Origin of the sequence: Chloroflexus islandicus, assembly GCF_001650695.1 — a bacterium.
Lineage (GTDB): Bacteria > Chloroflexota > Chloroflexia > Chloroflexales > Chloroflexaceae > Chloroflexus > Chloroflexus islandicus.
Window position 1 is genome coordinate 36434 of record NZ_LWQS01000082.1, and the last position, 24397, is coordinate 60830.

A 24397-nucleotide genomic window follows, 5' to 3' on the forward strand; every position below is an offset into this window, starting at 1 on the left:
GATTGCTTCGCCTCGCTGCGCTCGGCTCGCAATGACAAGCGGGGAGGCGCCGTTGGCGGCTCGCAATGACAACCGCCCTTCTGTCATTGCGAGGGCGCGGCAGCGCCCGAAGCAATCCCCCGCGAGCACGGAACACACCCCCTCATCGCGATCGATGAACCGTGCAAATCCGTCTCAACCCGTGGGTGTCCGTGTCCCATTTCCCCTACGTTGGTGCAGATCAATGGCGTGGAGGTGTCCCTCTCGCTGAAGTGGGAGATTGCTTCGCCTCTCTCCGCTCGGCTCGCAATGACAACCGCCCTTCTGTCATTGCGAGGGCGCGGCAGCGCCCGAAGCAATCCCCCGCGAGCACGGAACACACCCCCTCATCGCGATCGATGAACCGTGCAAATCCGTCTCAACCCGTGGGTGTCCGTGTCCCATTTCCCCTACGTTGGTGCAGATCAATGGCGTGGAGGTGTCCCTCTCGCTGAAGTGGGAGATTGCTTCGCCTCTCTCCGCTCGGCTCGCAATGACAACCGGGGAGCGGCTCTTCCCCAAAAAACCTCTGCGCCCTCTGCGCCTTTGCGTTTGAATCCTCTGCGCCTTTGCCCACTTTGCGTCTTTGCGTTGACCGCCTTTGCCCACTCTGCGCCTCGGCGTTGGGATCCTCGCACTAACGCAATGCAGAACGTCTACTGATGGTACAATACAGCGGAGGAAACGGATTCGCCGATCGGCAAGGTTGCAAGAACGTATGCCCATCTCGTACCGCGAGCAGGCGCCATTGACGTGTCCGCATTGCGGCAAGGATTTTAGCGCCGAGATTTGGTTGATTATCGACGCCGACGAGGAGCCGGCAGCGGCAGCGGCGCTGCGCCGGGAAGAGGTGAATATGGTCGCCTGCCCGCACTGTGGCGCGCGTGGGCCGGCTGGCGCGCCGTTGCTGTATCACGATGCCCAAGCCCGCCGGGTGTTGTTTGCCCCCGCTCCCGGCGCGGCTGATCACGAGATTCGCGAGCAGGCCCGCGAGCTGCACGCCTTGCTGGTCGGCTCGATTGATATCGAACAGCGGCGGCCTTATTTAGCCGATATTGACATCGCCCAAGATATGAGCGGGTTAGCCCATCTGCTGCGCCGGCTCGATGCCCGCCGGCGCGCGCCGTCCGCCCCGCCCTCGCCCCCGCCGCCTGCGGCGCCGGCTGCCGAACCGCCACCGTTGCTGGCCGCCGTCGAAGCCTTGTTGGCCGCCGATACCGCCGCCGATCTCGAACAGGTGTTGGCCAAGCATCCCGAACTGCTCGAACCAGCGACCATCGCGACCCTCACCCAATTGGCCGATGTCGCCGCCGCCCAAGGCGAAGCTGAGATCGCGCAGGGCCTGCGCAATGCCCGCGATCTGCTCGCCCGCATGAGCCGCCGCGCCGAACCGGAACGCCTCACGGCGATTCCGCCCGACGCGCTGCAAGCTCTGTTGAGCGCCCATAGCGACGCTGAGCTCGAACAAGTGGTCGCCCGCCATCCTTTGCTCTTGCGCCCTGAAATTGATGCCTTGCTGGCTGCCGAGATCGAGACGGCGCTGGCGAGCGAGGCTGAGCGGCTGGCCCAACTGTTAGAGGCGCGGCGCTCGATGTTGGCGGCGTTCCGCACTGCACCGGCCCCCGCCAACGATTTAGAGACCGCCATCGAGGCGCTGTTGGTGGCCGATGACGAAGATGCGATTGCGCAGGTGATCGACCAGTACCCGCTCTTGCTGAGCGCGACGGCTGAACAGGCATTGTGGGAATTCGCCGCCGAAGCTCGCGCCGGCGGTGATGAAGAGTTGGCCCGTCACGCGATCGCCTGCCGGGAACTGTTGCGCCGGGTGCGCGCCGGTTTGGAAGAAGACCGTTCATAACCAACGGAAATGCGTATGCTGAAACGAACCCCCTTTTACAACGCGCACCTTGCGATGGGCGCGCGCATGGTCGAATTCGGCGGCTGGGAGATGCCAGTCCAGTATCGTGGCATCATCGAGGAACACCACGCCGTGCGCAACCGGGCCGGGTTGTTCGATATCAGCCACATGGGCCGGTTTATGGTGCGCGGCCCCAATGCCGAAGCGTTCCTCCAACGCATGGTGACGTGCGATGTCAGCGCCATTCCGCTCGGCCATGCCAGCTACGGTCTGCTCTGCCGGCCCGACGGCGGGATTGTTGATGATGTCTTCATCTACCATCTGCCCGATGAGTTTATGGTCGTGGTGAATGCTGCGAATCGCGCCAAAGACTGGGATTGGTTGCAGCAACATACCGCCGGGTTTGAGGTGGAGATAGAAGATCGATCTGAGCGCTGGGCAATGCTGGCGCTGCAAGGGCCGCACGCCGAACACCTGCTCGCCACCGCAGAGGATTCAACCACGGCTGAGATAGGCTCGCTCCCGTTTCACGGGGTGGCGATGACCACTATCTTCGGCCAAAACGCGCTGATTGCGCGCACCGGCTACACCGGCGAAGACGGCTTTGAAATCTTTTTTGAGGCAGTGCATGCCGAGCGGTTCTGGCACGGTTTGCTGGCTCTCGGCGGCAATGCGGTGCAAGCCTGCGGTCTCGGCGCGCGCGATAGCCTGCGCTTTGAGGCGTGCCTTGCCCTCTATGGCCATGAGATTGACGAAACGATCAACCCCTACGAGGCTCGTCTCGGCTGGGTGGTGAAGCTCGATAAGGACGATTTTATCGGGCGCGCGGCCTTGCAGGCGATTAAAGAGGCCGGCGTCAGCCGCCGTCTTGTCGGGTTCGAGATGGTCGGCAAAGGGATTGCCCGTGGCGGCTACCAAGTGCAGCGCGTGACCGGCGAACCGGTTGGGTTCGTTACCAGCGGCATGCCCTCGCCAACGCTGGGCCGCCCGCTCGGCATGGCCTACGTGCCGACCGACCTCAGCAGCGAAGGCAGTGAGTTTGATGTTATCGTGCGCGAGCGGCCCGTTCGCGCGCGCGTCGTGAAGATGCCCTTCTACAAGCCGCGCTACAAGCGCTAGAGGAGTTCGACATGGCTTACAACACTCCGTCCGATCTGCGGTACAGCAAAACCCACGAGTGGGTGCGCCACGAAGGTGATGAGGTGGTGATCGGGATCACCGACTATGCCCAGCACGCGCTTGGCGATGTGGTCTACGTCGAATTGCCCGCAGTCGGCGCAACCGTCACCGCCGGCGAAAGCTTCGGCGTGGTCGAGTCGGTCAAGGCGAGTTCGGATCTCTATGCGCCGGTCAGCGGCGAGGTGGTCGCGGTCAACACCGCCCTTGAGAGCGATCAGTCGCCGATTAACAACGATCCCTACGGCGCAGGTTGGATGCTGCGGGTACGGCCAACCGGCGAGAGCGAGGAATTGCTCGATGCCGAGTCGTATGCTGCGTTTGTAGCCGAGATTGATCACTAGGCGGAGGTTGAACGTTATTGCGCGGGTGCAGCGCCCGCGCAATCCCCTACTTCAGCGCTAACAGTGCCGGTAGGGACGCGACCGCTGGAATGATTATAGTCTAGATGGAACCACGCATGACTCACTATATTCCGATTACTGATGCCGACCGGCAAGAAATGCTCAAAGCAATTGGAGTTGAGCGTATTGAAGACCTGTTTGTTGATGTGCCGGCCAGCCATCGTTTCCCGCCGCTCGATCTGCCGCCGCCGCTGTCGGAACCGGAGCTGATGGCGGAACTGAACCGGTTGAGCGAGTTGAATGCCCATGCCCGCCGGTATAGCATCTTTTTAGGCGCCGGCGCGTACAACCATTTTGTGCCGGCAGCGGTTGACCAAATTCTGCGCCGCGGCGAGTTTTATACTGCTTATACGCCGTACCAGCCGGAAATCAGCCAAGGCACTTTGCAGGCCATTTTCGAATATCAGAGCCTGATCTGCGCCTTGACCGGCATGGAGATCGCGAACGCTTCGCACTATGACGGCGCGACCGCGCTGGCCGAGTCGGCGATTATGGCGCTCAACGTGGTGCGCAACCGGCGCAAGATTGTGGTGGCTCGCAGCGTCAATCCGCAGTACCGGGCCGTGCTGCGCACCTACCTGCAAGGGCTTGATGTTGAGATCGTCGGTGATGAGACGCCGGGTTCGTCGCTTGCCGATGCCTTGGCTCTCGTTGATGATCAGACGGCGCTGTTGATTGTGCAGAACCCCGATTTTCTAGGCCGGTTGCACGATCTGCGCGGGCTTGGCGCGCAGGTGCAGGCCCGCGGCGCGTTGCTCGCGGTTCATTTCGACCCGATCGCGCTCGGTCTGTTCCAGACCCCTGCCGAAGCCGGGGCCGACATTGCTACCGGCGAGGGTCAGCCGCTTGGTTTGGGTCTAGCCTTCGGCGGCCCGTACCTCGGCATCTTTACCACCCGCCAAAAGTACGTGCATAAGATCGCCGGCCGCATCGTCGGCGTAACCAAAGATGTCGATGGTCGCATGGCGTATGTGCTGACCCTGCGCGCGCGCGAACAAGACATTCGCCGCGAACGGGCGACGAGCAATATCTGCACCAATCAGGGCTTAATGGCGCTGGCCTCAGCGGTCTACCTGTCGCTGATGGGCAAGCGCGGCATGCGGATGGTGGCTGAAGTGACGTACCAGCGCGCCCACTACGCCGCCAAGCGGATTAACGCCCTGCCCGGCTATCGCGTGCTCGCTGACCAGCCCTTCTTCCGCGAGTTTGTGGTGCAATGCCCGCGCCCGGTGGCCGAGATCAATGCCGCGCTGCGCGCGCAGCATATCATTGGCGGCTACGACCTCAGCGCCGACGAACCGCAGCTCGGTAACGCGATGCTGCTCGCCGTCACCGAGATGAATACGCCGGCAGAGATTGACCGGTTGGTAGACGCATTGGCTGCTCTGTGACAAAGTGGGGCGCGGGCCGCCGGCCCGCCACAGGTAACGCCGGTGCGGGCGCGTCCCTCGCTGAGGGGCGCGGGCCGCCGGCCCGCCAACAACCTAACCTCCTCCTTCCCCAGCGGGAGAGGATGGGAAGAGGCAACATCAATCCGATGATCGAGGCAATTTCACCCAACCAGATCGAGCGCATTGTCACCCGCATCCTGCCGGGGGCGCGGGTGCGCGATGCTGCACCGCTTGGCGCGCGGAGCCTGCTGGTCACGCTCAGCGACCGGCAGCTTGTGCTCCGCCTGCCGGCTGGCGTCGATCGCTGGGCCGGCGAAGCGCTGCAAACCGAGGCGCTCGCGCTGCGCGCGCTGCAAGCCGAGATCGACGTGCCGCTGCCGAGTGTGATCGGTGAAGCCGCTGCCAGTGGCGACGACCCGCCGGCACTTGCCTTGAGCTACCTTGCCGGCACGCCGTTGTCCGAGATCATCGCCGCCATTGATGAAGAGTCACGCTTTGCGATTGGGCAGGCGCTGGCGCGCGTCATGGCGCGCGTGCATAGCTATCTGGCCCCGTCCTACGGCCAGTTGCGCGCCGAAGCCTTGCCGGCTCCCGCCGAACAACCGGCCATGCTAGATGCCGATGTCGCCTACCTGCGCGAGCGGGTAGCAGCGGCAGCGGCTGATGCCGTCGCGCAAGGCAGCCTCACCGCCAAACAGCGCGAGTGGCTGCAAGGCCGCCTCGCCGGTTGGATCACGACCACTGGACGCCCGGCCTGTCTCGTCCACGGCGACCTCCACCCTCGCCGGATCATCGTCCGCCGGCGTGAACGCGACTGGCGGCTGGTTGGCGTGGTCGGTTGGGGATTCGCCCAAACATGGCGTCCGGCGTGGGATCACGCCACCCTCCACCTCAACTTTGCCGACCCTGAGTATTTCGGCTTGCGCGCCGGGTATGGAGTGGCCTACGACGAAACCACCGACCGCTGCTACGATCAGGTGCGCGAGTTTGCGCTTTTACCCTACCGGCTGGCCCTCTTACTTGAGCGCGAGCGGGCCGATCTCGCGCTTGCCATCGCCGATCAGCTTGATCAGGTGCATGCGCCGCCAGTGATTGCCACCCCTGATGAACCAATAGATGGAGTGCAGAGCAATGAATAACGAAGAACCGCCTATTTTTACGTACTCGCAGCCGGGCAAAATCGGCGCCAATCTGCCGGCTGCCGGCGTTGAAACCACGCCGCTGCCCTCCGAGCTGTTGCGCCAAGATGATCTGGCCGGCTTTCCCGAATTGACCGAGCCGGAAGTCATTCGCCACTTTACCCGCATCAGCCAGCGCAACTATTCGATCGACACCGGCTTCTACCCGCTAGGGTCGTGTACGATGAAGTACAATCCCAAGCTGCACGAAGAAGCCGCCCGCCTGCCCGGCTTTGCCGCCGCGCACCCGCTGCAAGATGAGGAATTGAGCCAAGGCGCGCTGCAATTGATGTATGAATTGCAAAGCTACCTTGGCGAGATCAGCGGCTTTGATGCAGTCAGCCTGCAACCCGCCGCCGGCGCGCAAGGCGAACTAACCGGTATTCTGGTTTTCCGGGCCTATCACCATGATCGCGGCGACACCCAGCGCACCGAAGTGCTGGTGCCCGACTCGGCCCACGGCACTAATCCGGCCACCGCGGCCATGGTTGGCTTGAAGGTCATCGAGCTAAAGAGCGACGCGCGCGGCAATGTTGACCTCGACGACCTCAAAGCCAAACTCTCGCCACGCACCGCCGGCATGATGCTGACCAACCCCAACACGCTAGGGTTGTTTGAAGAGCACATCGTCGAAATCTGCCGCCTCGTTCACGAAGCCGGCGGTCTTATGTACGGCGACGGCGCTAACTTCAACGCCATCCTCGGCATCGCCAAACCGGGTGAACTAGGGTTCGACTTCATGCACTACAACCTGCACAAGACCTTCACCACCCCGCACGGCGGCGGCGGCCCCGGTTCAGGCGCAGTCGGTTGCACCGCCGCGCTCGCACCGTACCTGCCCGGCCCCCGTGTGCGCCGGCGCGACGATGGCACATACGAGTTCTTCACCCCCGAAAAGAGCATTGGCCGGATGAAAGCCTTCCACGGCAACTTCGGCATGCTGGTGCGGGCATGGACATACATCCGCTCGATGGGAGCCGCCGGGTTGCGCGCTGTCAGCGAAACGGCGGTGCTGAACGCCAACTACGTGCGGGTCATGCTGAAGGATATCTATCCGCAGGCGATCGATCGCATCTGCATGCACGAAGTGGTGTTGCGCGGCCTGATTGCCGGCGCGCCCAAAGATGTGCGCACGCTCGATATTGCCAAGCGGCTGATCGACTACGGCTTCCACCCGCCGACGATCTACTTCCCGCTGATCGTGCCGGAAGCGCTGATGATCGAACCAACCGAAACTGAGAGCAAGCAGACGCTCGATCGCTTCATCGCCACGATGCGCCAGATTGCCGGCGAAGCGGTCGAGACGCCGGACGTATTGCACGCCGCGCCGACCAAAGCGCCGGTGCGCCGGTTGGATGAAGTGCGCGCCGCTCGCCAGCCGATTTTACGCTACGACGCTGAGGCGATCAGCCGCTTACAAACGGCTTCGTAGAATAGTTGCAACCTTCTTGGGCAAGCCTACCAGAGCGTCGCACGCTAGGCGACGCTCCGGTAGGGCGGTTTCAGAACCAAATATCAATGAAAAGGAAGCCACCCCCTCGCCAAGCGAAGCGCAGCACAGTATAATATCGTACAGATGAAGAGTCGCCTGTTTTGCAGAATATCCCGCCGCTTTGCTCTCTTGGCGGGCGCCATAGTCGTAGGGAAATGGCTATGAGTCTCTACCGCAGCCGCCACGTCGCGGCCCGTTTCATGCCGGCCCTGTTTCGGATCTTTGTCCGGCTTTATGTACGGCCGCGAGTCGAAGGAGTTGAACATATTCCCCACGAGGGAGCCTTCATTATTGCCTCAAATCATGCCAGCCATGCCGACACGGCCGTCATTTATACTGTCTTGCCGCGCGAAGTGCGCCCCCGCTTCGTTGCTGCCGCCGCGCAAGACTACTTTTTTCGCGGTGGAATGATGCAGTTCCTTTCGCGCATTTTGTTTAATGCCATTCCGATCGCCCGCGACCGGCGCGGCGGCCAAGACCCGCTACGGCACGCGGCGCGCGCGCTGCGCGAAGGCTATGCCCTTTTGCTCTTCCCCGAAGGCACGCGCAGCAAAACCGGCGAAATTGGCCCCTTCCGCAGCGGTGTAGGCCGCCTGATCGCCGAATTTCCCGGCACGCCGGTCATTCCTACGTATGTCGGCGGTACCAATCGTGTTATGCCAAAAGGCAAAGTTCTTCCACGACCCTACAAAGTCACCGTGCGTTTTGGCGAACCGCTGTATCTCAAAGCGCATCCGAAACTGCGCGCGACATGGCAAACCGCCGCCGATGAGGTGCGCGAGGCGATTATCCAACTCAGCGGAACAGCGCCGGCCCATAGCATTGACACGTCATTCGATCAGGATACGTGATGGGCCAGTATGTAGCATGGATGGATCGGCAACGATCGGCGCGAATCTCATCTCACGATAGGTTCGAATCGGGAGCAAACATTATGGATGCTTTCACCGATCCATCCTCTCCAAGCACCGAGCGGATGCGGCAACATACCGCGCAATTGCTGCGCTTCCTGATCTGGCTCGCCCTCCTTTCCGTCATAGGCTATACCGTATTGAGCCCGATTGACCCGTCGCTCATGCCGCAGCGCCTGATCATTGTCGCGCCTCTGATAGCGGCGCTCCTTGCGGCATTCTGGCTCTTGCGCCAGCAACGGGTTTGGCAAGCAAGTCTGCTCGTCATTAGTTCATTGTGGCTGACATTAACCGGCTCAGCGGCGATCAGCGGCGGTATTCTTGCGCCAGCCTTCGCAGCATTGCCCATCGTCGTGGTGATGACCGGCATGCTCTTCGGGCAACGAGGTACATGGATCGTTGCGATCCTTTCAGTCGCGACCGGCGTCATCTTTACGTTGTTTGCCGATCGGCTGCCCCAACCGCCAATCCCTCACTCGCGACTGTCGTGGTCTGTCACCTATACGTTGTATCTCCTACTCTCGGCATACATCATCAATCAGCTCATCAGTCATTTTCGCCAGTCATTACATGACACCGATAAAGAACTCAATGAACGGCGCACGGTCGAAAAGCAACTCCGCGATTCGGAAGAGAAGCTGGCCCGGCTTTTCGACTCGGCGCCGTTTGCGATGTTGATCGTGCGGATCAACGATGAACTCATCCTGAATGCGAATGCAGCCTGCCGCGAATTTTTTGAGTTGAGCAGCGAACAGATTATCAAGCAACCCATCCGTAGGCTTAGCCGGTCACAATTGTCCGAGCGATGGCCGGCTATCGCTGAAGCGTTAGAAAAGCAGGGAACGATCAGCGGTGTCGAATTTAGTTTTCAGCGAAATGATCGCGCCCCCGGCTTTGCCCAACTGGCGGCTGAGCTGATTGAGTTGCCCGAAGGTCTCTGCGCTGTGGTCGCGTTTCAAGACGTGACCCCGCTGCGCTATGCCAACGAGCGCCTTGCCGAACTCGCTGCGCGGCAAGAACAGTTGGCAACCTTAGCCCGCGAAGCACTGGCAAATACTGACCTCAACACCCTGTTTGCCACCGCTGCTGAACAAACGGCGCAAACGCTCCGCCTTAGCGGGATCGAGCTGGTGGAACTCGATCTCGATCGTCAGCCGTGTGTACGCGCAAAATGGGGCAATGCGCCTGAGGAACTGCTACCATCTGAGGTGTTCCGCGACCTTCCCAATGATCATCCCGGCTGGAACCGGCTGCCGCCAAGCTTGGCTGAACGGATCGGCGGTATGGCTATGTATGGCGCCGGTATGCCTATTCGCGGGAACGAGCGACTGTTCGGCGTGCTACTGGCATACGCGCAGCATCCATTAGATACCGAGGCTATTTTCTTTCTGCGCGGTGTCGCCAATGTGCTTGCGGTAGCGATTGAACGCTTTAACGCCGAACAAGAACGGCGCCGGATCGAGACCCAGATGCTGCAAACGCAAAAACTCGAAAGTCTTGGCTTGCTGGCTGGTGGTATTGCCCACGATTTTAACAATTTGCTGACCGGTATTATGGGCCATACCAGCCTTGCCTTGCTCGATCTGCCGTCTAACCACGAATTGCAACCCCATCTCGCAGCCATCAATCAGGCTTCCCAACGAGCCGCTGAATTGTGCAGCCAACTGCTCGCCTACGCTGGCCGTGGCCAACGTTCACTCGAATCCGTTGACCTCTCGGCGCTCGTGCACGAAATGGGCAATATCTTGCGCCTACCGGCCAACCGTAGCGGTCAAGTCACGCTTACCTACGATCTAGCGTCTGATTTGCCAGCAATTGTGGTCGAAGCCAGCCAGATCCGGCAAATCGTGCTCAATCTGATCACCAACGCGATTGAAGCCATTGGCGAACGCAGCGGCACGGTTACTATTAGTACCGGCGTAACCACCCTTACCGCAACGGATCTGCGTCGCTTGAACTTAACACCAAGCATTGCGCCGGGCAAATACGTCACCCTCACTGTCAGCGATACCGGGATTGGGATGGACGAATCAACCCAACGCCGTATCTTTGACCCTTTCTTCAGCACAAAACCGAAAGGTCACGGGTTAGGGTTAGCTGCCGTGCAAGGCATCGTGCGCCGCCATCACGGCGCTATCCGGGTCGAGAGCACGCCGGGTCTAGGCTCGACGTTTACCGTTTACCTGCAAGCCGCAAATACCGCAACCCCGGCGCTGACTGCGGCTGCGACAGCGCCCATTATCTTGACCGGCACCGCATTGATTGTTGATGACGATGCAGCAGTGCGCGGAACCATCACCCGCATCCTCGAACGAGCCGGTATGGTGACACTCGAAGCGGCTGACGGGCGCACTGCTTTGTCCCTACTGAGCGAATCAGCGATGAATATTGATATCGTCTTGGTTGATCTGGCAATACCCGGTATGAATGGTCTCGAACTGCTTGAAGCCATTCGCCGCCAGTTGCCGTGTCTGCCGGTGTTGCTGATGAGCGGCAACGCCGAACAGATTACTAACAACCCACTGCCGATCAACCAATATACTGACTTCCTGCCCAAACCGTACCGTTCACGTGACTTGCTCGAAAAGCTCAGCCTCCTGCTGCAACGGACAACGATTCGTTAATAGGTACAACCGCTCGCCAGTGGCATTGCGAGCCGCCGGAGGCGGCAAAGCAATCTCCTCCTTCAGCGAACCACATGCCTGAGTGGTTTCCTTTCGCTCTTGGGGGAGATTGCTTCGCCTCGCTCCGCTCGGCTCGCAATGACAAGCTGGAAGCGGCGCTTCCCCAAAAAACCCTTCGCGCTCTTTGCGCCCTTCGCACCTCTGCGTTTGAATCCTCTGGGCCTTTGCTCGCTTTACGGCTTTACCCCTCCCCCGCTGGGGGAGGGGTTGGGGGTGGGGGCACCATCACCGCTCGGCGCGCCATGACAGGCTAGGATGTCATTGCGAGGGCGCGCAGCGCCCGAAGCAATCTCCTTCTTCAGCGAACGACTTGTCTGAGCGGATCCTTCCCGCTACAACGATCATCCGCTTCCGCGATTGGCCGTCTCAGCCAACACGCGCGCCAGATCGACAAAAAACTGGAGTGACTCAGGATTGCGCAGTGAATCGGGATTGGCCGCCCGCTCGACCGGCACACCCATCAGAATCTTCTTCACCGGCACCTCTAGCTTCTTGCCGCTGAGCGTGAGTGGCACGGCTGCGATTTGGAAGATATCGTCAGGCACATGGCGCGGCGAGAGCGCAGTGCGGATCGCGTGCTTGATCCGCTGCCGCAGCGCATCGTCGAGGGTTACACCCTCGCGCAAGACGACGAAGAGCGGCATATACGAACGCCCGCCGAGACCTTCCAGATCGATCACCAAACTATCCAGTACTTCAGGGATGGTCTCGACAGCGCGGTAGATCTCGCTGGTGCCCATGCGAATGCCTTGCCGGTTGATTGTGCTATCCGAACGGCCATAGATCACGATCCCGCCCCGCTCGTTGATCACGATCCAGTCACCGTGTCGCCAGACACCGGGATAATGCTCGAAGTAGCTAGCCTTGTAGCGAGCGTTATCGGGATCGTTCCAGAAATAGATCGGCATCGATGGCATAGGCACCGTGATCACCAGTTCACCCATCACGCCGATCACGCTGTGGCCGTCGGTATCGTAGGCTTCGGCCTTGCAACCGAGAATGCGGCACTGAATCTCGCCGCTATACACCGGCAAGAGCGGGCAACCGCCGACAAAGCCGCTGCAAACGTCGGTGCCGCCGCTGTACGACACCAGCCAGACATCGCGCTTGATATGGTCGTAGACCCACTCAAACCCTTCCGGCGGCAACGGCGAACCAGTCGAGCCGATCGATTTGATTGAGCTGAGATCAAACTGCGCCCCCGGCTCAATCCCGCTCTTCATCAGTGCGATGATGTAGCCGGCGCTGGTGCCGAAATAGCGCATCTTGGTCTGCTCGGCCAACCGCCACAACACTCCCATATCAGGGTAAGCCGGACTACCGTCGTACAAAATCGGAATAGCGCCGACCAACAAACCGCCGATCAAGAAGTTCCACATCATCCAGCCGGTCGTGGTGTACCAAAAGAAGGGATCACCGGGCCGCATGTCGAAATGGAGGTCGAGCGACTTGATATGTTCGAGCAGAATCCCGCCTTGGCTATGCACAATCGGCTTCGGCAAGCCAGTGGTGCCGGAAGAATAGAGCACCCACAGCGGCGCATTAAACTCGACCGGCGTAAATGTCAATTCAGCCGGCGTCTGCACCGCTTCTTCCCAGCGCAACAGCGGGCCGCGCAGACCGGTTGGCTCCGCCGCCGGATCGAGGTACGAAATAAAGATGGTCAGCTCGACACTGGGCAACGCCGCCTGAATCGCCGCCACTTCCGCCCGGCGATCAAACGGCTTGCCGCCGTACTGGTAGCCGTCAATGGCGATCAACACCTTCGGCGCAATCTGGCTAAACCGGTCAATGACGCTAGGGCTGCCAAAATCGGGCGAACAACTCGACCAGATCGCGCCAAGGCTGGCGGTGGCCAGACAGCCGATCAGCGCATGGGGAGTATTGGGCACATACGCCACCACCCGATCCCCCGGCCCCACCCCGGCATTGCGCAATGTCTGCGCCAGCGCCGCCGTCTGCGCGCGCAATGCCTCCCAGCTTAGCGGGGTTGGCGCGTGCCGTTCCGATGCTACAATCACCGCCGGACGGTCGGGCGTAGCGTGGCGGAAGGCATGCTCGGCATAGTTGATCTGAGCGCCGGTAAACCAACGCGCCCCCGGCATCTCGCGGCTTGACAAGACTGCTGTGTAGGGAGTATAGGACTTGATCTGGTAATACTCCCACAACGCCGCCCAAAACGCTTCCAATTCCTCAACCGACCAGCGGTAGAGGCTATCGTAATCGGTGAAGTGCAACCCATGCCGCTGCTCAAGCCAGCGCATAAACGCGCGCATGGTGCAGTTTTCACGCAATTCCGCCGGCGGTTCCCACAACAAACGTGGCGCGGTGGTCATCGTTGGCCTCCGTTTCGCATGTGTCAGCTACTCCTTGTTATTGCAAGGGCTTGCACTCATATAATAACGCAGGGCGCAGCGCCCGCAGCAAGCCCCCGCAAGCCCGCCACGCATCCCCTCACCGCTCCGCTCGGCTCGCACTGACACCGGGTACCTCTTGTCATTGCGAGGGAGTAGCGGCCCCCAGCCACGCTGGGTCCACCCGACCGCAGCAAGCCCCCGCGAGAGCAGCACACACCCCCTCACCGGGAATTGACACAGCACCCTCATCCGCCGGGCCAATCCGTGCCCCCTTGCCCATCCATCCCGCCAAAGCGGGAGCTTGCTTCGCCTCGCTCTGCTCGGCTCGCACTAACAAAGGTGAGCGACGGCGCTATTCTTCTTTCTGGCGCGGATCAAACACGACCACATCGCGCACCCCATACGTCAGGTAAAACGGCGCACCATCAGGACCGAGATCCTTGTCTTCATAGCCCGGACTAAGAATCTCAACCACTACTGCTGGTATAAGCTCAATTGCCTCATCACTGTCGGGAGGCTCCGCGCAGAAGATGGCTAAATCAGATTGACCGGGTGCGTGACATAGAGCCTTGCCAAAAGTACGCTCACGGATAGCACGTCTTCAACCAACATGCCCGCCGCTGTCTTCCCTATCGGTTATCGCAAGCCACTAACGCGGCGAAACCATCTCCAGCTACTCGCGCCAGCCACGCCGCTCAAGCGATACGCTACACCTGTCCTACGCCACATGATGCCCCGACAGATGAAATTGTAGTTGACAGATCAGCATGCCGTCAAACCGCTTGCCTTCACGTCGTGAGACCGGGGATTGGCGCTAGCCGGGTGAGGGCGTTTAGAGGACGCTGGCTTGATATGCTTGATCACAACGGTTCTTACCATCGGCATCAGGCAGTGGAACGTCACGCAACGCCGCGTGAGCCAGCGGGCGAATTGCGCCGAGCGGCACGTCCGTATTGTTCTTATCCAAACACCATCCTGAAAGGAGAACGCACCGATGGCCGGCAAACTGAGTATCTTCATTGCGCTTATCGTCTTTTCGCTCACCATCCTCGCGTCAGCCGTCGCGGCGCAGGGAAGCGGCCCAATCCTGCAAGCCGCCCTCGGCACGGCCTTCACCTATCTAGGGCCGGCTGCAAGATAGCGGCAGCCCTGCCAACGGAGCCTACGATCTTCAGTTCGCTTTGTACGACGCCGCCAGCGGCGGCGCGCAGGTCGGCGCCACCGTGACGGCCAACGTCGTGCCGGTCAGCAACGGCTTGTTCACCGTAGCGCTCGATTTCGGCGCGAGCGCCTTCGCCGGCGACGCGCGCTGGCTGGAGGTTCGGGTGCGGCCCGGCGCCAGCTCCGGCAGCTCCACCACGCTCAGCCCGCGCCAAGCGGTGACGGCGACGCCGTATGCGCTCTACGCCACGATCGCACCGTGGAGCGGGTTGGCTGGCGTGCCGGCCGGCTTTGCCGATGGAGTGGATAACGACACCACACACAGCCGGGGCGGGACTGGCATTGACGGGGAACTAGTTCAGCCTTTCCGCGAGCTACCAACTGCCGCAGAGTTGTGCGGCCAACCAAGTCGCTAAATGGAACGGCAGCGCATGGATGTGCGCGAGCGACAACGACACGACGGCTTTTTGGGCGCTGGCTGGCAACAGCGGCACCACGGCGGGAACCAACTTTATCGGCACGACCGATAACGTGGCGCTGGAGATCAAGGTGAATAGCGCGCGCACCTTGCGGATCGAGCCGAACGCGACCAGTCCCAACCTGATCGGCGGATCGCGCGAGAACACGGTGACGAGCGGCGTATCGGGCGCGACCATCGGCGGCAGCGGACGCGCGACGAACGATTGCGGTACGGGCAGCGTCCCCTGTGCCAACCGGGTGACTGACGACTATGGCACGGTGGGGGAGGGATCGGCAACCGAGCAGGCAATGATGCCGAATCAGCAAGTGATCGCCCGTATGCCACCGCCGGCGGGGGGGATTCCAACACCGCCAGCGGCGCCTACGCCACCGCCGGCGGGGGGACGGGGCAATACCGCTCAGGGTGCGTACAGCTTTGTAGCCGGACGTCGGGGCCAAGCGAATGCAGCCGGCATGTTTGTGTGGGCCGACAGTTACAATGAACCCTTTGTCGGTTCGGTTGCGAATTCGTTCATTGTCCGCGCATCGGGCGGCATTTATTTCGGCAAAGCTACTCCGAGCACCGGCGCGCTCTCCGAGAGATTTATCTACACGTGGATCGGCGCGCATCTGACGAATGGCGGGGTGTGGACTAATGCGAGCGACCGCGCCGCGAAGGAGAACTTTGCCAACGTGAACGCGCGCGCGATTCTCTCCCGGGTCGCCAACCTCCCCATCCACACGTGGAACTATATCGCCGAGCAGGCGACGATTCGCCATATCGGGCCGACGGTGCAGGATTTCTACGCAGCGTTTGGTGTCGGCGCGGACGATACCCACATTGCGACGGTTGACGCCGACGGCGTGGCGTTGGCAGCAATTCAAGGGTTGCATCAGGTGGCGCAAGAGTAAGCGGCGCAGATTGCCGAACTGGAAGCGCGCCTCGCGGCGCTGGAACAGCACGCAGGAACGCGCGTCGCTGCGCCGGCGACTAGCCCGGTCGCTGATGGGGTGTGGTTTGCGGCAGGAGTGCTCTGTGGCACGAGTGCGTTCTGGCTGGGCCGGCGACGCGCGCAAGGAGGCTGGTGATGCAGAACGAGATGGCTACGCGGCGCACACACTGGCTAGTCGTCATACACTACGCTATGTGGTGGCGAGCGCGCTCGCGGCGGAGCTGGCCCTTATGCTGGTCGTCGCTATCGCCCCGCACGCAGCGGCCCAATCCGGCGGCGAGTACAACCTGACGTGGAGCGCCATTGATGGCGGCGGCGCGACGTTCAGCACGGGAGGCGCTGACGCGCTGGGTAATACGATTGGGCAAGCGGACGCGGGTTCGCTGAGCGGCGGCGCGTACACGCTGCACGGCGGGTTCTGGAGCGGAGCCGGCGGGATGGCAAGCTGTTCATACTGCTGGTGCAGCGGTAGCGGCGCGCCTGCACTATATCAGCGATCGATAGAAGCAACCGTTAACCACCGAGGGCGCAGAGGCATAGTTGCCGCACATAGCCTCTGCGCCCTCAGCGGCAAGCATTGCTGATTGCTAAAAACCCCAGCTTCCTCATCGCCTTAATCACGGATAACGCACATAATCAACCAACGCCGACACTTCGGAGTCAGGGGGCGGGCCGCGCCGGCTCACCAGCCACGTGACCAGAAAGTTGACCGGCATGCCAAAGATACCGGCTGCCGAGCTGGAAATCCCCAAAATGGCCCACTCTGGCGCGAGGTAGGTCAGCGCCATGTAGCTAGCCGTCACCAGAAAACCGCTCAGCATCCCGGCCACTGCGCCGCGGCTATTCGCCCGCCGCCAGAAAATACCCAAGACCAACACCGGAAAGATCGTCGCGGCGGCAAACGAGAAAGCCCAAGCCACTAACTGCACGATGATCGCCAACCGTTGCAGCGCCGTCAAGGCGGCCAGAATCGCCACCACCAGAATCGCCAGCCGCCCCAAGAGCAATCGTTCGCGGGAACCGGCCCGCGGGTTGAGGGTGCGATGGTAAATATCGTGGGCCACTGCCGATGCAATCACCATCAGCAGTCCATCGGCAGTGCTTAAGGCCGCCGCCATGCCGCCTGCCGCGACCAGCGCCACCACGGTGGCCGGCAACTCGGCAATTTCCGGTGTCGCCAAGACCACCAAATCTTGGTCGATCCGCAACTCCTGATACTGCAACACGCCATCGCCATTCCCCCCCATATCGGGATCATCGGCGATCGTCAGCAAGCCAGTACTTGCCCACCGGTTCGTCCAATCGGGCAATTCGGCCACCGGTTGGCCAACCACCGAACCGAGAATCTCCCAGCGCAAAAACGCTGCATACGCCGGCGCCGTCAAATAGAGCACGCAGATCCACAACAACGCCCATGCCACACTGCTCCGGCTATCGCGCACCGTTGGCACTGTGTAGAAGCGTACCAGAATATGCGGCATGCCGGCGGTACCCAGCATCAGACAGAGGCTCAGGGCGAGATAATTCCAGATCGACCAATCGTTAAACGGCGCGACATAGCTCGACAAGCCCTGCGCCTGTTCCAGTTGGGCAATATTGCTCAGCGCCTCGCCGTACATCACCTGCGGCAGCGCCACCCCGGTCAGCCTATAGGCCAGCCACGTCACCGGCACCAGATACGCAAAGACGAGGATAATCCCCTGCACGCCTTGCGTCCACGTAATCGCCTTCATGCCGCCGAGGTACGAGCAGAGCAACACCGCCGCCAAGCCGACAATCACGCCGACCATATAGTTCAGACCGAGAAACCGGCTCATAATGATGCCGATCCCGGTCACTTGGGCAGTGACATAGGTAAAGCAGATGATAATGCTGGATACGGCGGCGATCACGCGCGCGCCGGCGCCGGGATAGCGCGCACCGATAAAATCGACCAGCGTGTATTGGCCGAATTTGCGCAAGTAAGGCGCGAGCAACAGCACCAACAAGACGTACCCGCCCGTCCAGCCGGTGATGTAGGCGAGACCCTCGAAGCCAAGCAAATAGAGTGCGCCAGCCATACTGATAAACGAAGCGGCGCTCATCCAATCCGAGCCAGTAGCTAAGCCATTGAGGATTCCCGGCACTTTACGGTCGGCGACATAATAGGCATCGAGCGTATCGGCGCGCGAGCGAATGCCGATCACGGCGTAGAGACCGATCGCCAGCGCGAGAAAACTCCAGTCGATCAGGTTCGCCGGCAAGCCAAACCACGTCTCAAGGATAATGAACAGGCCCATCAAGCCGAACAAGCCAGTCGCGAACAAGAGATACCGCACTGAATAGCGCCGGCGGGTAAGACGTTCCTCTGGAGAATCAGCCGGATCGATGCCAAAGCGCCGGTCGAGCAGCCGCATCCGCCAGTTATAGGCAAAGGTGAGGGCAACAAAACAGATCAGCGTTCCCTGCGCACCCATATAGTAACCGAGCGGAAATCCGGTTAAGACGCTGATCTGGTTCAGTGGCGCGGCTAACACAACCGGCAATACCACGCTCAATAGCCAGATCAATAGCAGCGGACCGACCAAGCGCAGATTTTCCTGCCAGTATTGCGGCAACCATGCCGGCGCCAGCGGCCATTGCAGCGGCGATGGGACCACTGTCGCCGTGCGCGTGACCGGCGTGCGGAGGTTGTACGGTTCCACCGAACCTTGCACCTGCCGCATTGGCGGGAACAAGCGGTCGATAATGAACAGCGACACTGCCAATGCGCCGCCAACCACGAGAAAAAGCTGAAAGAGGCCAATCCAGAAACTTGCGCTCATGCCACATCAGCCGTTGTCACCGATTCCACCCGCACGACCGCCATCTGCGGGGCAAGCGGCAGGGTAAAGATAAACCGCGACCCCTTACCGATCCCATCGCTCTCGGCCCAAATCTCGCCCCCTTGGGTATAAATCAGGTGGCGCGCAATCGCCAGCCCAATCCCGCTGCCGCCGCTGTTGCGCGCGCGCGATTTATCAACCCGGTAAAAACGCTCAAAGAGGTGCGGCAAATGTTCGGCATCAATACCGATTCCGGTATCGATAATAGCCACGCGCACCTCATGATCATCAGCGCGCACCTGCACCGTGACTGTCCCACCCGACGGCGTATAGCGATAGGCGTTAGCCAGAATATTGATCACCACCTGCGCCACCCGATCGGGATCGGCCCAGACTTGCGGCAAGTGTTCAGGCGCATCGAGGCATAAATTGACCTGATTACTGCTAAACAGCGGCTCAAACTGCGCGATTTGCGCCTCTAGCACCGGACGCAGATCGATAGCGCGGGCCACCACCACCGGCAACTGCCCGGCTTCCACCCGCGACAACAGTTCAAGGTCTTCGATCAAGCGTTGCAAGCGGCGGGTTTCGCGCAAAATCAGGTTGAACGTCGCCGGATTCGCCGAAACCACCCCATCAACCAAGCCTTCCATATACCCGCCGATGGTTGCCAACGGTGTGCGCAACTCGTGGGTGACATCGGCCAGCAAGGCTAAACGCCGGCGCTCGGTCTGATCGAGCGTATCGGCCAACTGGTTCACGCTTTGGGCTAATTGGGCAATTTCATCATCGGCTTGAATGCTCGTACGCTCGCGATAAAATCCCTGCGCCAAGCGCCGGCTGACATGCGAGAGGGTTTGAATCGGCTCAACGATCCGGCGCGAGACGAAGAGACTCACCACGACCGAAGCGGCTAGCGCGGCAAACCCGCTGATCAGCAACGCCTGCTGGATCACCGACTGTACCTGCTCTTTCAACTCAAGCGCCGCGTTGGCGGCGCTGGCGCCCAATTGCCCAGTTTCCGCCGCCGCCGAGCCAAGAGTCAGTGGCGCAAAACCGGTCAAACCGAGGCTCGCCAGCACGCTCGATGCCGCCAACAACACCACATACGCCATCAAGACAATAATCAGATGGGAGATAAACAGCTTCCAGCGGAGTTGATGCAACCACTTCTTCATCGCGCGCCGCCGACAAACTTATACCCCACGCCGCGCACCGTCTGCACCAACGGCGTTCCGTGCTGATCATCATCCAGTTTCCGGCGCAACGTGCCGATATGCACATCAACCACGCGGTCAATCCCGGCGAAATCAGGCCCCCACACCCGTTGCAGCAACTCTTCGCGGGTAAATACCCGCCCCGGATAACTGGCCAGCGCGTAGAGCAGATCGAACTCGCGCGGCGTCAGATCAACCCGCACCCCGTTGCGCTCAACCTCACGCCGCTCGGGATCGATCAACAACCCTTCAAATTGCAGCACCGGACGCTGGATCGTCTCAGCCGAACGCAACGCTCGATTGCGGCGCAAGATCGCCTTCACCCGCGCCACCAGCTCACGCGGGCTAAAGGGCTTGGTCAGATAATCATCGGCCCCCACCGACAAGCCGATCAACTTATCGATCTCATCAGCGCGGGCCGTTAACATTAACACATACACCGAAGTGTCGCGGTGCAACTGCCGGCACACTTCGATCCCGTCAAGACCGGGCAGCATTACATCCAGCACCACCAGATCGGGTCTCACGTTACGCACAAGCGCCAACGCGCTGGGCCCATCAAAGGCCCGATGCACGACAAAGCCCTCATTGGTCAAATAACTGGTCACCAGATCGACAATCGGTTGCTCGTCATCAACCACCAGAATCGTAGCTGCTTCCATTGCAGCGCTCCCTGCTTCCTTCAATGGCGGCAGTATTGTCGTAGAGATGTAGGCAACAGTTCTTATGCCAGATGAGCCGTTTCCCAGACGGGAAGCGGGCAAGTCACGTGACAACGGCAGCGTTACCACACGCTAGCGAACGAGAAACAATCCGAAGATGGGGAAGAAATACTCGTTTTTGGCTGGCTGCGCTACCCTGCGCCGGCAAGGCATAATATGCAGCACTGGAGACTGGCATTCACGCCGAGCCAGCAATCAGGATAAGCGCATTCCCATTCGTGCTGTGAAGTATACCACAAGTTGCCCGCTCCCATTACGATTCGGCCGGTTCGGCCATTGCCAGCAGCCGCTCCCATTGGGCAGCCGTCACCGGCACCACCGACAGCCGGCCTTGCCGCACCAGCGCAAAATCGGCAAAGAAGGGATCAGCCTTGATCGCCGCGAGAGTTACTGGGCGCGCCAGCGGCCTGACCGGCACAACATCAACCACCATCAGACGCGGATCGGTCTGTTTCGGGTCGGGGTAGGGATCGCTCACCACCTGCGCCAAGCCAACCGCTTGCCGCTCGTCGCCGGTATGGTAAATCAGCGCCTCATCACCGTTGCGCATCTCGCGCATGTGCTTGAGGGCCACGTTGTTTTCCACGCCATCCCATACCGTGCGGCCTTCCCGCACCAAATCGGCGAAACTATAGACGGTTGGCTCCGTCTTGAGCAACCAATACTTCGGCATAGAGGCATTCCTTGAACATTGCAATGCATGAACCATGTGGCATGATACCATTTTCATGGTACCATCAACAATTGCGCAAAGACAGCGTCCACCTGCCACCGCATAAACCGGCGGCATGCTATAATGCCCGGCGCGAAAGGGGGTTGCGTGAACGACGATTTTGACCAACTTGATGATTACGCCATCCTCGGCATCCGGCCCGGCGCAGCGCCAGCCGACATTAAACAGGCGTACCTCAAACAGATCAGCCTTTACCATCCTGACCGGTATGCCGGCGCCTCACCCGCCGAGCAAGAGTATGCGGCCCGCCGCGCGCGCCGGATCAATCAGGCGTATCAGAACCTGCGCCGGCGGCGACCGTCCGCGCCAGTCACACCGGTACAGCGTGATTACCAAGCCGAGTTGTACGCGCAAGCGCAAGCCCACCTTGCCGCTGGCAGACGATTGCAAGCGCTGGCTACCCTGCGCGAACTGCAACGCATCAACCCTTGGTACCGCGATTGCGCAACCTTGATTGCCGAGCTGGAAGCGGAATACCAAACCCCGGCCCCTGCCGGCGGGCCAACCATCTCGCGGCGCACGCTGTTAACGGCAGCAGTAGGCGGCCTGACACTGGCCCTGCTCGGCTGGTACGGCTGGCGCCAACTGCAGGGGGCAATGACGGCCCAAGAGCTGGAGCATGTGCCGGCCGCCGCACCATCACCCACCGCCGCGCCGTCCGCCGCGCCATCACCTACTGCCGGGCCGGCAGCTACGCCATCACCCACCGCCGCGCCGGCCGCCGCGCCATCACCCACCGCCGCGCCGGCCGCCGCGCCATCACCCACCGCCGCGCCGGCCACCACGCCATCACCCACCGCCGCACCCACCACCGCGCCATCACCGACAACGATCGCTGCCGGCGGGCCCGTGGTCTATCAGGCTGACTTTGGCCCCAACAGCGACTGGCCCACAACCAGCGGCAACGGCTGGAGCGTCAGCGCGAGCAATGGCGCCTATCGCATTCAAGCCAACGCCGGCCTCGGCGACATTTGGGCCTTCCGCACCTCGCCGATCGGAGCCGATATGGTAATCGAAGTGGAAGCCAGCGTCATCGGGGATTGGGGCGGCTTAATGCTGCGTTTCAACGGCCCGCAGCGCTACCTCAGCTTTGCCATCAATCCGGCCAGCGGCCAATTCCGTTGCGATGAACGCAACGGCGACCAACGCACCCTCCTCGCCGAAGGAGCATTCACCTTCACCGAACGCACCCGCCTCAGCGCACGGCTCGAAGGCCAGAGCATCGAATTGCGGATCAACGATCAAGTAGTGAGCATCGTCACCAGCGCCACCCCGCCGCCCGACGCGCGGTACGGCCTGCTGGCCCGCGCCGAACGGAACGCCACCACCGCGACGTTCAGCAATCTCGTGATTCGCGCTTTGCGTTAGCAGGGAGGAGGGAGGTAGGGAGTAGGGAATACAGTGATGCAGAGTTCCCTACTCCCTATTCCCCACTCCCTATTCCCTACCTCTCCGGCGGCAACCACATCGCCAACACGCCATCGCTGCGCCGGCTGGCGATCCCGCGCCCAATATCCAGCACATACACCCCATCGCGCGCGCTATAGACCAAGGCCCGGCCATCGCTCGACCAGAGATCGAACGACAGCGCGTAGGCATCAAAGAAATTAATTTGGGCCAAAAACTCCTGTGAAGGCGCGAAGGTCGTCAACGCGCGCGGCGCGCCGCCAGTGCGGTTGACCAACTGCCAGCGCAACTGCACCGCACCGTTCGAGGTGCGTCCGGCTGGAGTCAGATACGCCAATTGCTCACCGTTCGGCGACCAGAAAAACGCCACCACGTTATCATCTTGCGCCGACAAGGTGTAGACCTTGCCATCGAGCGCAACCAGCTTCAGCGGGCCAAACCCATTGGGGCCGATCGTCGTATACGCAATCTCATCACTCCGCGGCGAACGGCCAAAGATAATCGCCGCCTGCGGCTCACGGGCCAACGCCTGCGGCTGGGTCTCACCCACCTTCACCCGCGTCAACACACTCTCAACCTTTTCCACTGCCGGCGGGCCATCAATCGGGGGTTGCGCCACATAAAAGAAACTCTGGCCATCAACACTCCACGCCGGCGTCTGGAAAAAGCCGGGATCGCTCACTTCATACAACGGCTGCGCACGGCCGGGTTGCACCGTCACCAAGCGGCCATCTTCAAAGGTGGAGCCGCCAATATGCACCAGCAAGGCCGTACTATCAGGCTGCCACGCCAAATAGAGCGACGTCGGCGAAACACTCACCAACTCAGCGGGACGCGAACCATCCGCCGCTACAACATGCATCCCCAACCCGCCGCCGCCACGGTTCGACAAAAACGAGAGATAGCGACCATCGGGCGACCAAACCATATAGAGCGGCGGATTCGTCGCCGAGCGATAGAGTTCCACCCGGGCGCCAGTGCGTAGATCGATCACCCGCAACACACTGGTATTACCACTCTGGCTAATATACGCAATCCGGCTGCCATCAGGCGCCAACGCCGGGTAACGGAACAACTCCGGACTGCGATCATCAGCCAGCACCTGCGCCGTACCGTGGCGATCAACCAGCGCCAACCGGCGTTCTGGCCCCACCACCAGCAGCTTCTGATCGACAGGCCGGTTCGTGATCAGCAAAACGGTCAACACACCGGCGCTCAGGCTGCCGATCAGAATCACCACGCTCAACAGGCCAATCAGCGTCAGCAGAATCCGGCGCGCCGCCATGCTTCGCTCCTTTCCGGGGGACAGTACGGTGTACTAAGTAGTATACCAAGATTTGGGGCGGGGTGGGGGCTTGAATATTCCCACTTGATCAGTGATGATGTACTCACGCATACATGAGCGGGATTTTGCCAAAAACAGGGCGAAATCGCAAAAAAAACCGCATAATTTGCGGTACTGCACTGATACT

At 61.0% G+C, this 24397-nt stretch carries 21 protein-coding genes; 13 read left to right on the forward strand and 8 right to left on the reverse strand.

Annotation, left to right across the window (positions count from 1 at the left end; translation table 11 throughout):
- Nucleotides 1-736: 736 nt before the first annotated feature.
- The 8 genes from A6A03_RS16000 to A6A03_RS16035 all read left to right on the forward strand — a co-directional run bounded on the left by A6A03_RS16000 (nt 737) and on the right by A6A03_RS16035 (nt 11052).
- A complete protein-coding gene (locus A6A03_RS16000; RefSeq protein ID WP_066790277.1) occupies nt 737-1876 on the forward strand; it encodes a CpXC domain-containing protein in 1140 nt (379 codons plus the stop codon).
- A gap of 15 nt (nt 1877-1891) precedes the next feature.
- The gene (gene gcvT, locus A6A03_RS16005) at nt 1892-2995 is read left to right on the forward strand and encodes a glycine cleavage system aminomethyltransferase GcvT (RefSeq protein WP_066790278.1); all 1104 of its coding nucleotides are present in this window, start codon (nt 1892-1894) and stop codon (nt 2993-2995) included.
- A gap of 11 nt (nt 2996-3006) precedes the next feature.
- The gene (gene gcvH / locus A6A03_RS16010; RefSeq protein WP_066790279.1) at nt 3007-3396 is read left to right on the forward strand and encodes a glycine cleavage system protein GcvH; all 390 of its coding nucleotides are present in this window, start codon (nt 3007-3009) and stop codon (nt 3394-3396) included.
- 116 nt (nt 3397-3512) lie between these two features.
- The gene (gene gcvPA / locus A6A03_RS16015) at nt 3513-4847 is read left to right on the forward strand and encodes an aminomethyl-transferring glycine dehydrogenase subunit GcvPA (protein WP_066790281.1); all 1335 of its coding nucleotides are present in this window, start codon (nt 3513-3515) and stop codon (nt 4845-4847) included.
- Nucleotides 4848-4993: 146 nt separating this feature from the next.
- Nucleotides 4994-5986, forward strand: a complete 993-nt coding sequence (locus A6A03_RS16020) for a phosphotransferase family protein (protein WP_066790284.1) — start codon at nt 4994-4996, stop codon at nt 5984-5986.
- Nucleotides 5979-7457: an aminomethyl-transferring glycine dehydrogenase subunit GcvPB gene (gcvPB, locus tag A6A03_RS16025; RefSeq protein WP_066790286.1), complete on the forward strand. Its 1479-nt coding sequence runs from the start codon at nt 5979-5981 to the stop codon at nt 7455-7457. Before A6A03_RS16020 ends, gcvPB begins: the two co-directional genes overlap by 8 nt.
- Before the next feature lie 221 nt (nt 7458-7678).
- Nucleotides 7679-8368 (forward strand): lysophospholipid acyltransferase family protein, encoded by a 690-nt coding sequence (locus A6A03_RS16030; RefSeq protein WP_066790291.1) that lies wholly within the window; start codon nt 7679-7681, stop codon nt 8366-8368.
- 83 nt (nt 8369-8451) lie between these two features.
- Nucleotides 8452-11052 carry a hybrid sensor histidine kinase/response regulator gene (locus A6A03_RS16035; RefSeq protein ID WP_066790293.1) on the forward strand — a complete coding sequence of 867 codons (2601 nt, stop codon included), beginning with the start codon at nt 8452-8454 and terminating at the stop codon, nt 11050-11052.
- Between the two features lie 401 nt (nt 11053-11453).
- Here A6A03_RS16035 and A6A03_RS16040 read toward each other — a convergent pair whose 3' ends face one another.
- The 3 genes from A6A03_RS16040 to A6A03_RS21010 all read right to left on the reverse strand — a co-directional run bounded on the left by A6A03_RS16040 (nt 11454) and on the right by A6A03_RS21010 (nt 14436).
- On the reverse strand, nt 11454-13448 hold the full coding sequence (locus tag A6A03_RS16040; protein ID WP_066790295.1) for an acetoacetate--CoA ligase: 1995 nt from the start codon (nt 13446-13448) through the stop codon (nt 11454-11456).
- 373 nt (nt 13449-13821) lie between these two features.
- Complete coding sequence (locus A6A03_RS20935) at nt 13822-14061, reverse strand: Uma2 family endonuclease (RefSeq protein WP_082908991.1); 240 nt, start codon at nt 14059-14061, stop codon at nt 13822-13824.
- A 240-nt stretch (nt 14062-14301) separates the two neighbouring features.
- Nucleotides 14302-14436, reverse strand: a complete 135-nt coding sequence (locus A6A03_RS21010; protein WP_281181297.1) for a hypothetical protein — start codon at nt 14434-14436, stop codon at nt 14302-14304.
- A 27-nt stretch (nt 14437-14463) separates the two neighbouring features.
- Here A6A03_RS21010 and A6A03_RS20450 point away from each other — a divergent pair, with 27 nt between their 5' ends.
- The 4 genes from A6A03_RS20450 to A6A03_RS20455 all read left to right on the forward strand — a co-directional run bounded on the left by A6A03_RS20450 (nt 14464) and on the right by A6A03_RS20455 (nt 16626).
- Nucleotides 14464-14610 carry a hypothetical protein gene (locus A6A03_RS20450; RefSeq protein WP_156525367.1) on the forward strand — a complete coding sequence of 49 codons (147 nt, stop codon included), beginning with the start codon at nt 14464-14466 and terminating at the stop codon, nt 14608-14610.
- A gap of 40 nt (nt 14611-14650) precedes the next feature.
- Nucleotides 14651-15046, forward strand: coding sequence for a hypothetical protein (locus A6A03_RS16045; RefSeq protein ID WP_066790297.1), 396 nt, complete (start codon nt 14651-14653; stop codon nt 15044-15046).
- Nucleotides 15047-15065: 19 nt separating this feature from the next.
- A complete protein-coding gene (locus tag A6A03_RS16050) occupies nt 15066-16001 on the forward strand; it encodes a tail fiber domain-containing protein (RefSeq protein ID WP_066790299.1) in 936 nt (311 codons plus the stop codon).
- 124 nt (nt 16002-16125) lie between these two features.
- Complete coding sequence (locus A6A03_RS20455) at nt 16126-16626, forward strand: hypothetical protein (RefSeq protein WP_066790301.1); 501 nt, start codon at nt 16126-16128, stop codon at nt 16624-16626.
- Between the two features lie 33 nt (nt 16627-16659).
- Here A6A03_RS20455 and A6A03_RS16060 read toward each other — a convergent pair whose 3' ends face one another.
- The 4 genes from A6A03_RS16060 to A6A03_RS16075 all read right to left on the reverse strand — a co-directional run bounded on the left by A6A03_RS16060 (nt 16660) and on the right by A6A03_RS16075 (nt 21458).
- Complete coding sequence (locus tag A6A03_RS16060; RefSeq protein WP_066790303.1) at nt 16660-18846, reverse strand: VC_2705 family sodium/solute symporter; 2187 nt, start codon at nt 18844-18846, stop codon at nt 16660-16662.
- Nucleotides 18843-20024, reverse strand: coding sequence for a sensor histidine kinase (locus A6A03_RS16065; protein ID WP_066790305.1), 1182 nt, complete (start codon nt 20022-20024; stop codon nt 18843-18845). The genes A6A03_RS16060 and A6A03_RS16065 overlap by 4 nt, the downstream gene beginning before the upstream one ends.
- Entirely contained in the window at nt 20021-20725 is a 705-nt protein-coding gene (locus A6A03_RS16070) for a response regulator (protein ID WP_066790307.1), read from the reverse strand. Before A6A03_RS16070 ends, A6A03_RS16065 begins: the two co-directional genes overlap by 4 nt.
- 313 nt (nt 20726-21038) lie before the next feature.
- The gene (locus tag A6A03_RS16075; protein ID WP_066790309.1) at nt 21039-21458 is read right to left on the reverse strand and encodes an EVE domain-containing protein; all 420 of its coding nucleotides are present in this window, start codon (nt 21456-21458) and stop codon (nt 21039-21041) included.
- Between the two features lie 147 nt (nt 21459-21605).
- On the opposite strand from A6A03_RS16075, the gene A6A03_RS16080 reads away from it, so the two are divergent.
- Nucleotides 21606-22886 (forward strand): J domain-containing protein, encoded by a 1281-nt coding sequence (locus A6A03_RS16080; RefSeq protein ID WP_066790310.1) that lies wholly within the window; start codon nt 21606-21608, stop codon nt 22884-22886.
- Between the two features lie 76 nt (nt 22887-22962).
- On the opposite strand, the gene A6A03_RS16085 is transcribed toward A6A03_RS16080, so the two are convergent.
- Nucleotides 22963-24210 carry a PD40 domain-containing protein gene (locus A6A03_RS16085; RefSeq protein ID WP_066790311.1) on the reverse strand — a complete coding sequence of 416 codons (1248 nt, stop codon included), beginning with the start codon at nt 24208-24210 and terminating at the stop codon, nt 22963-22965.
- Between the last annotated feature and the right edge of the window lie 187 nt (nt 24211-24397).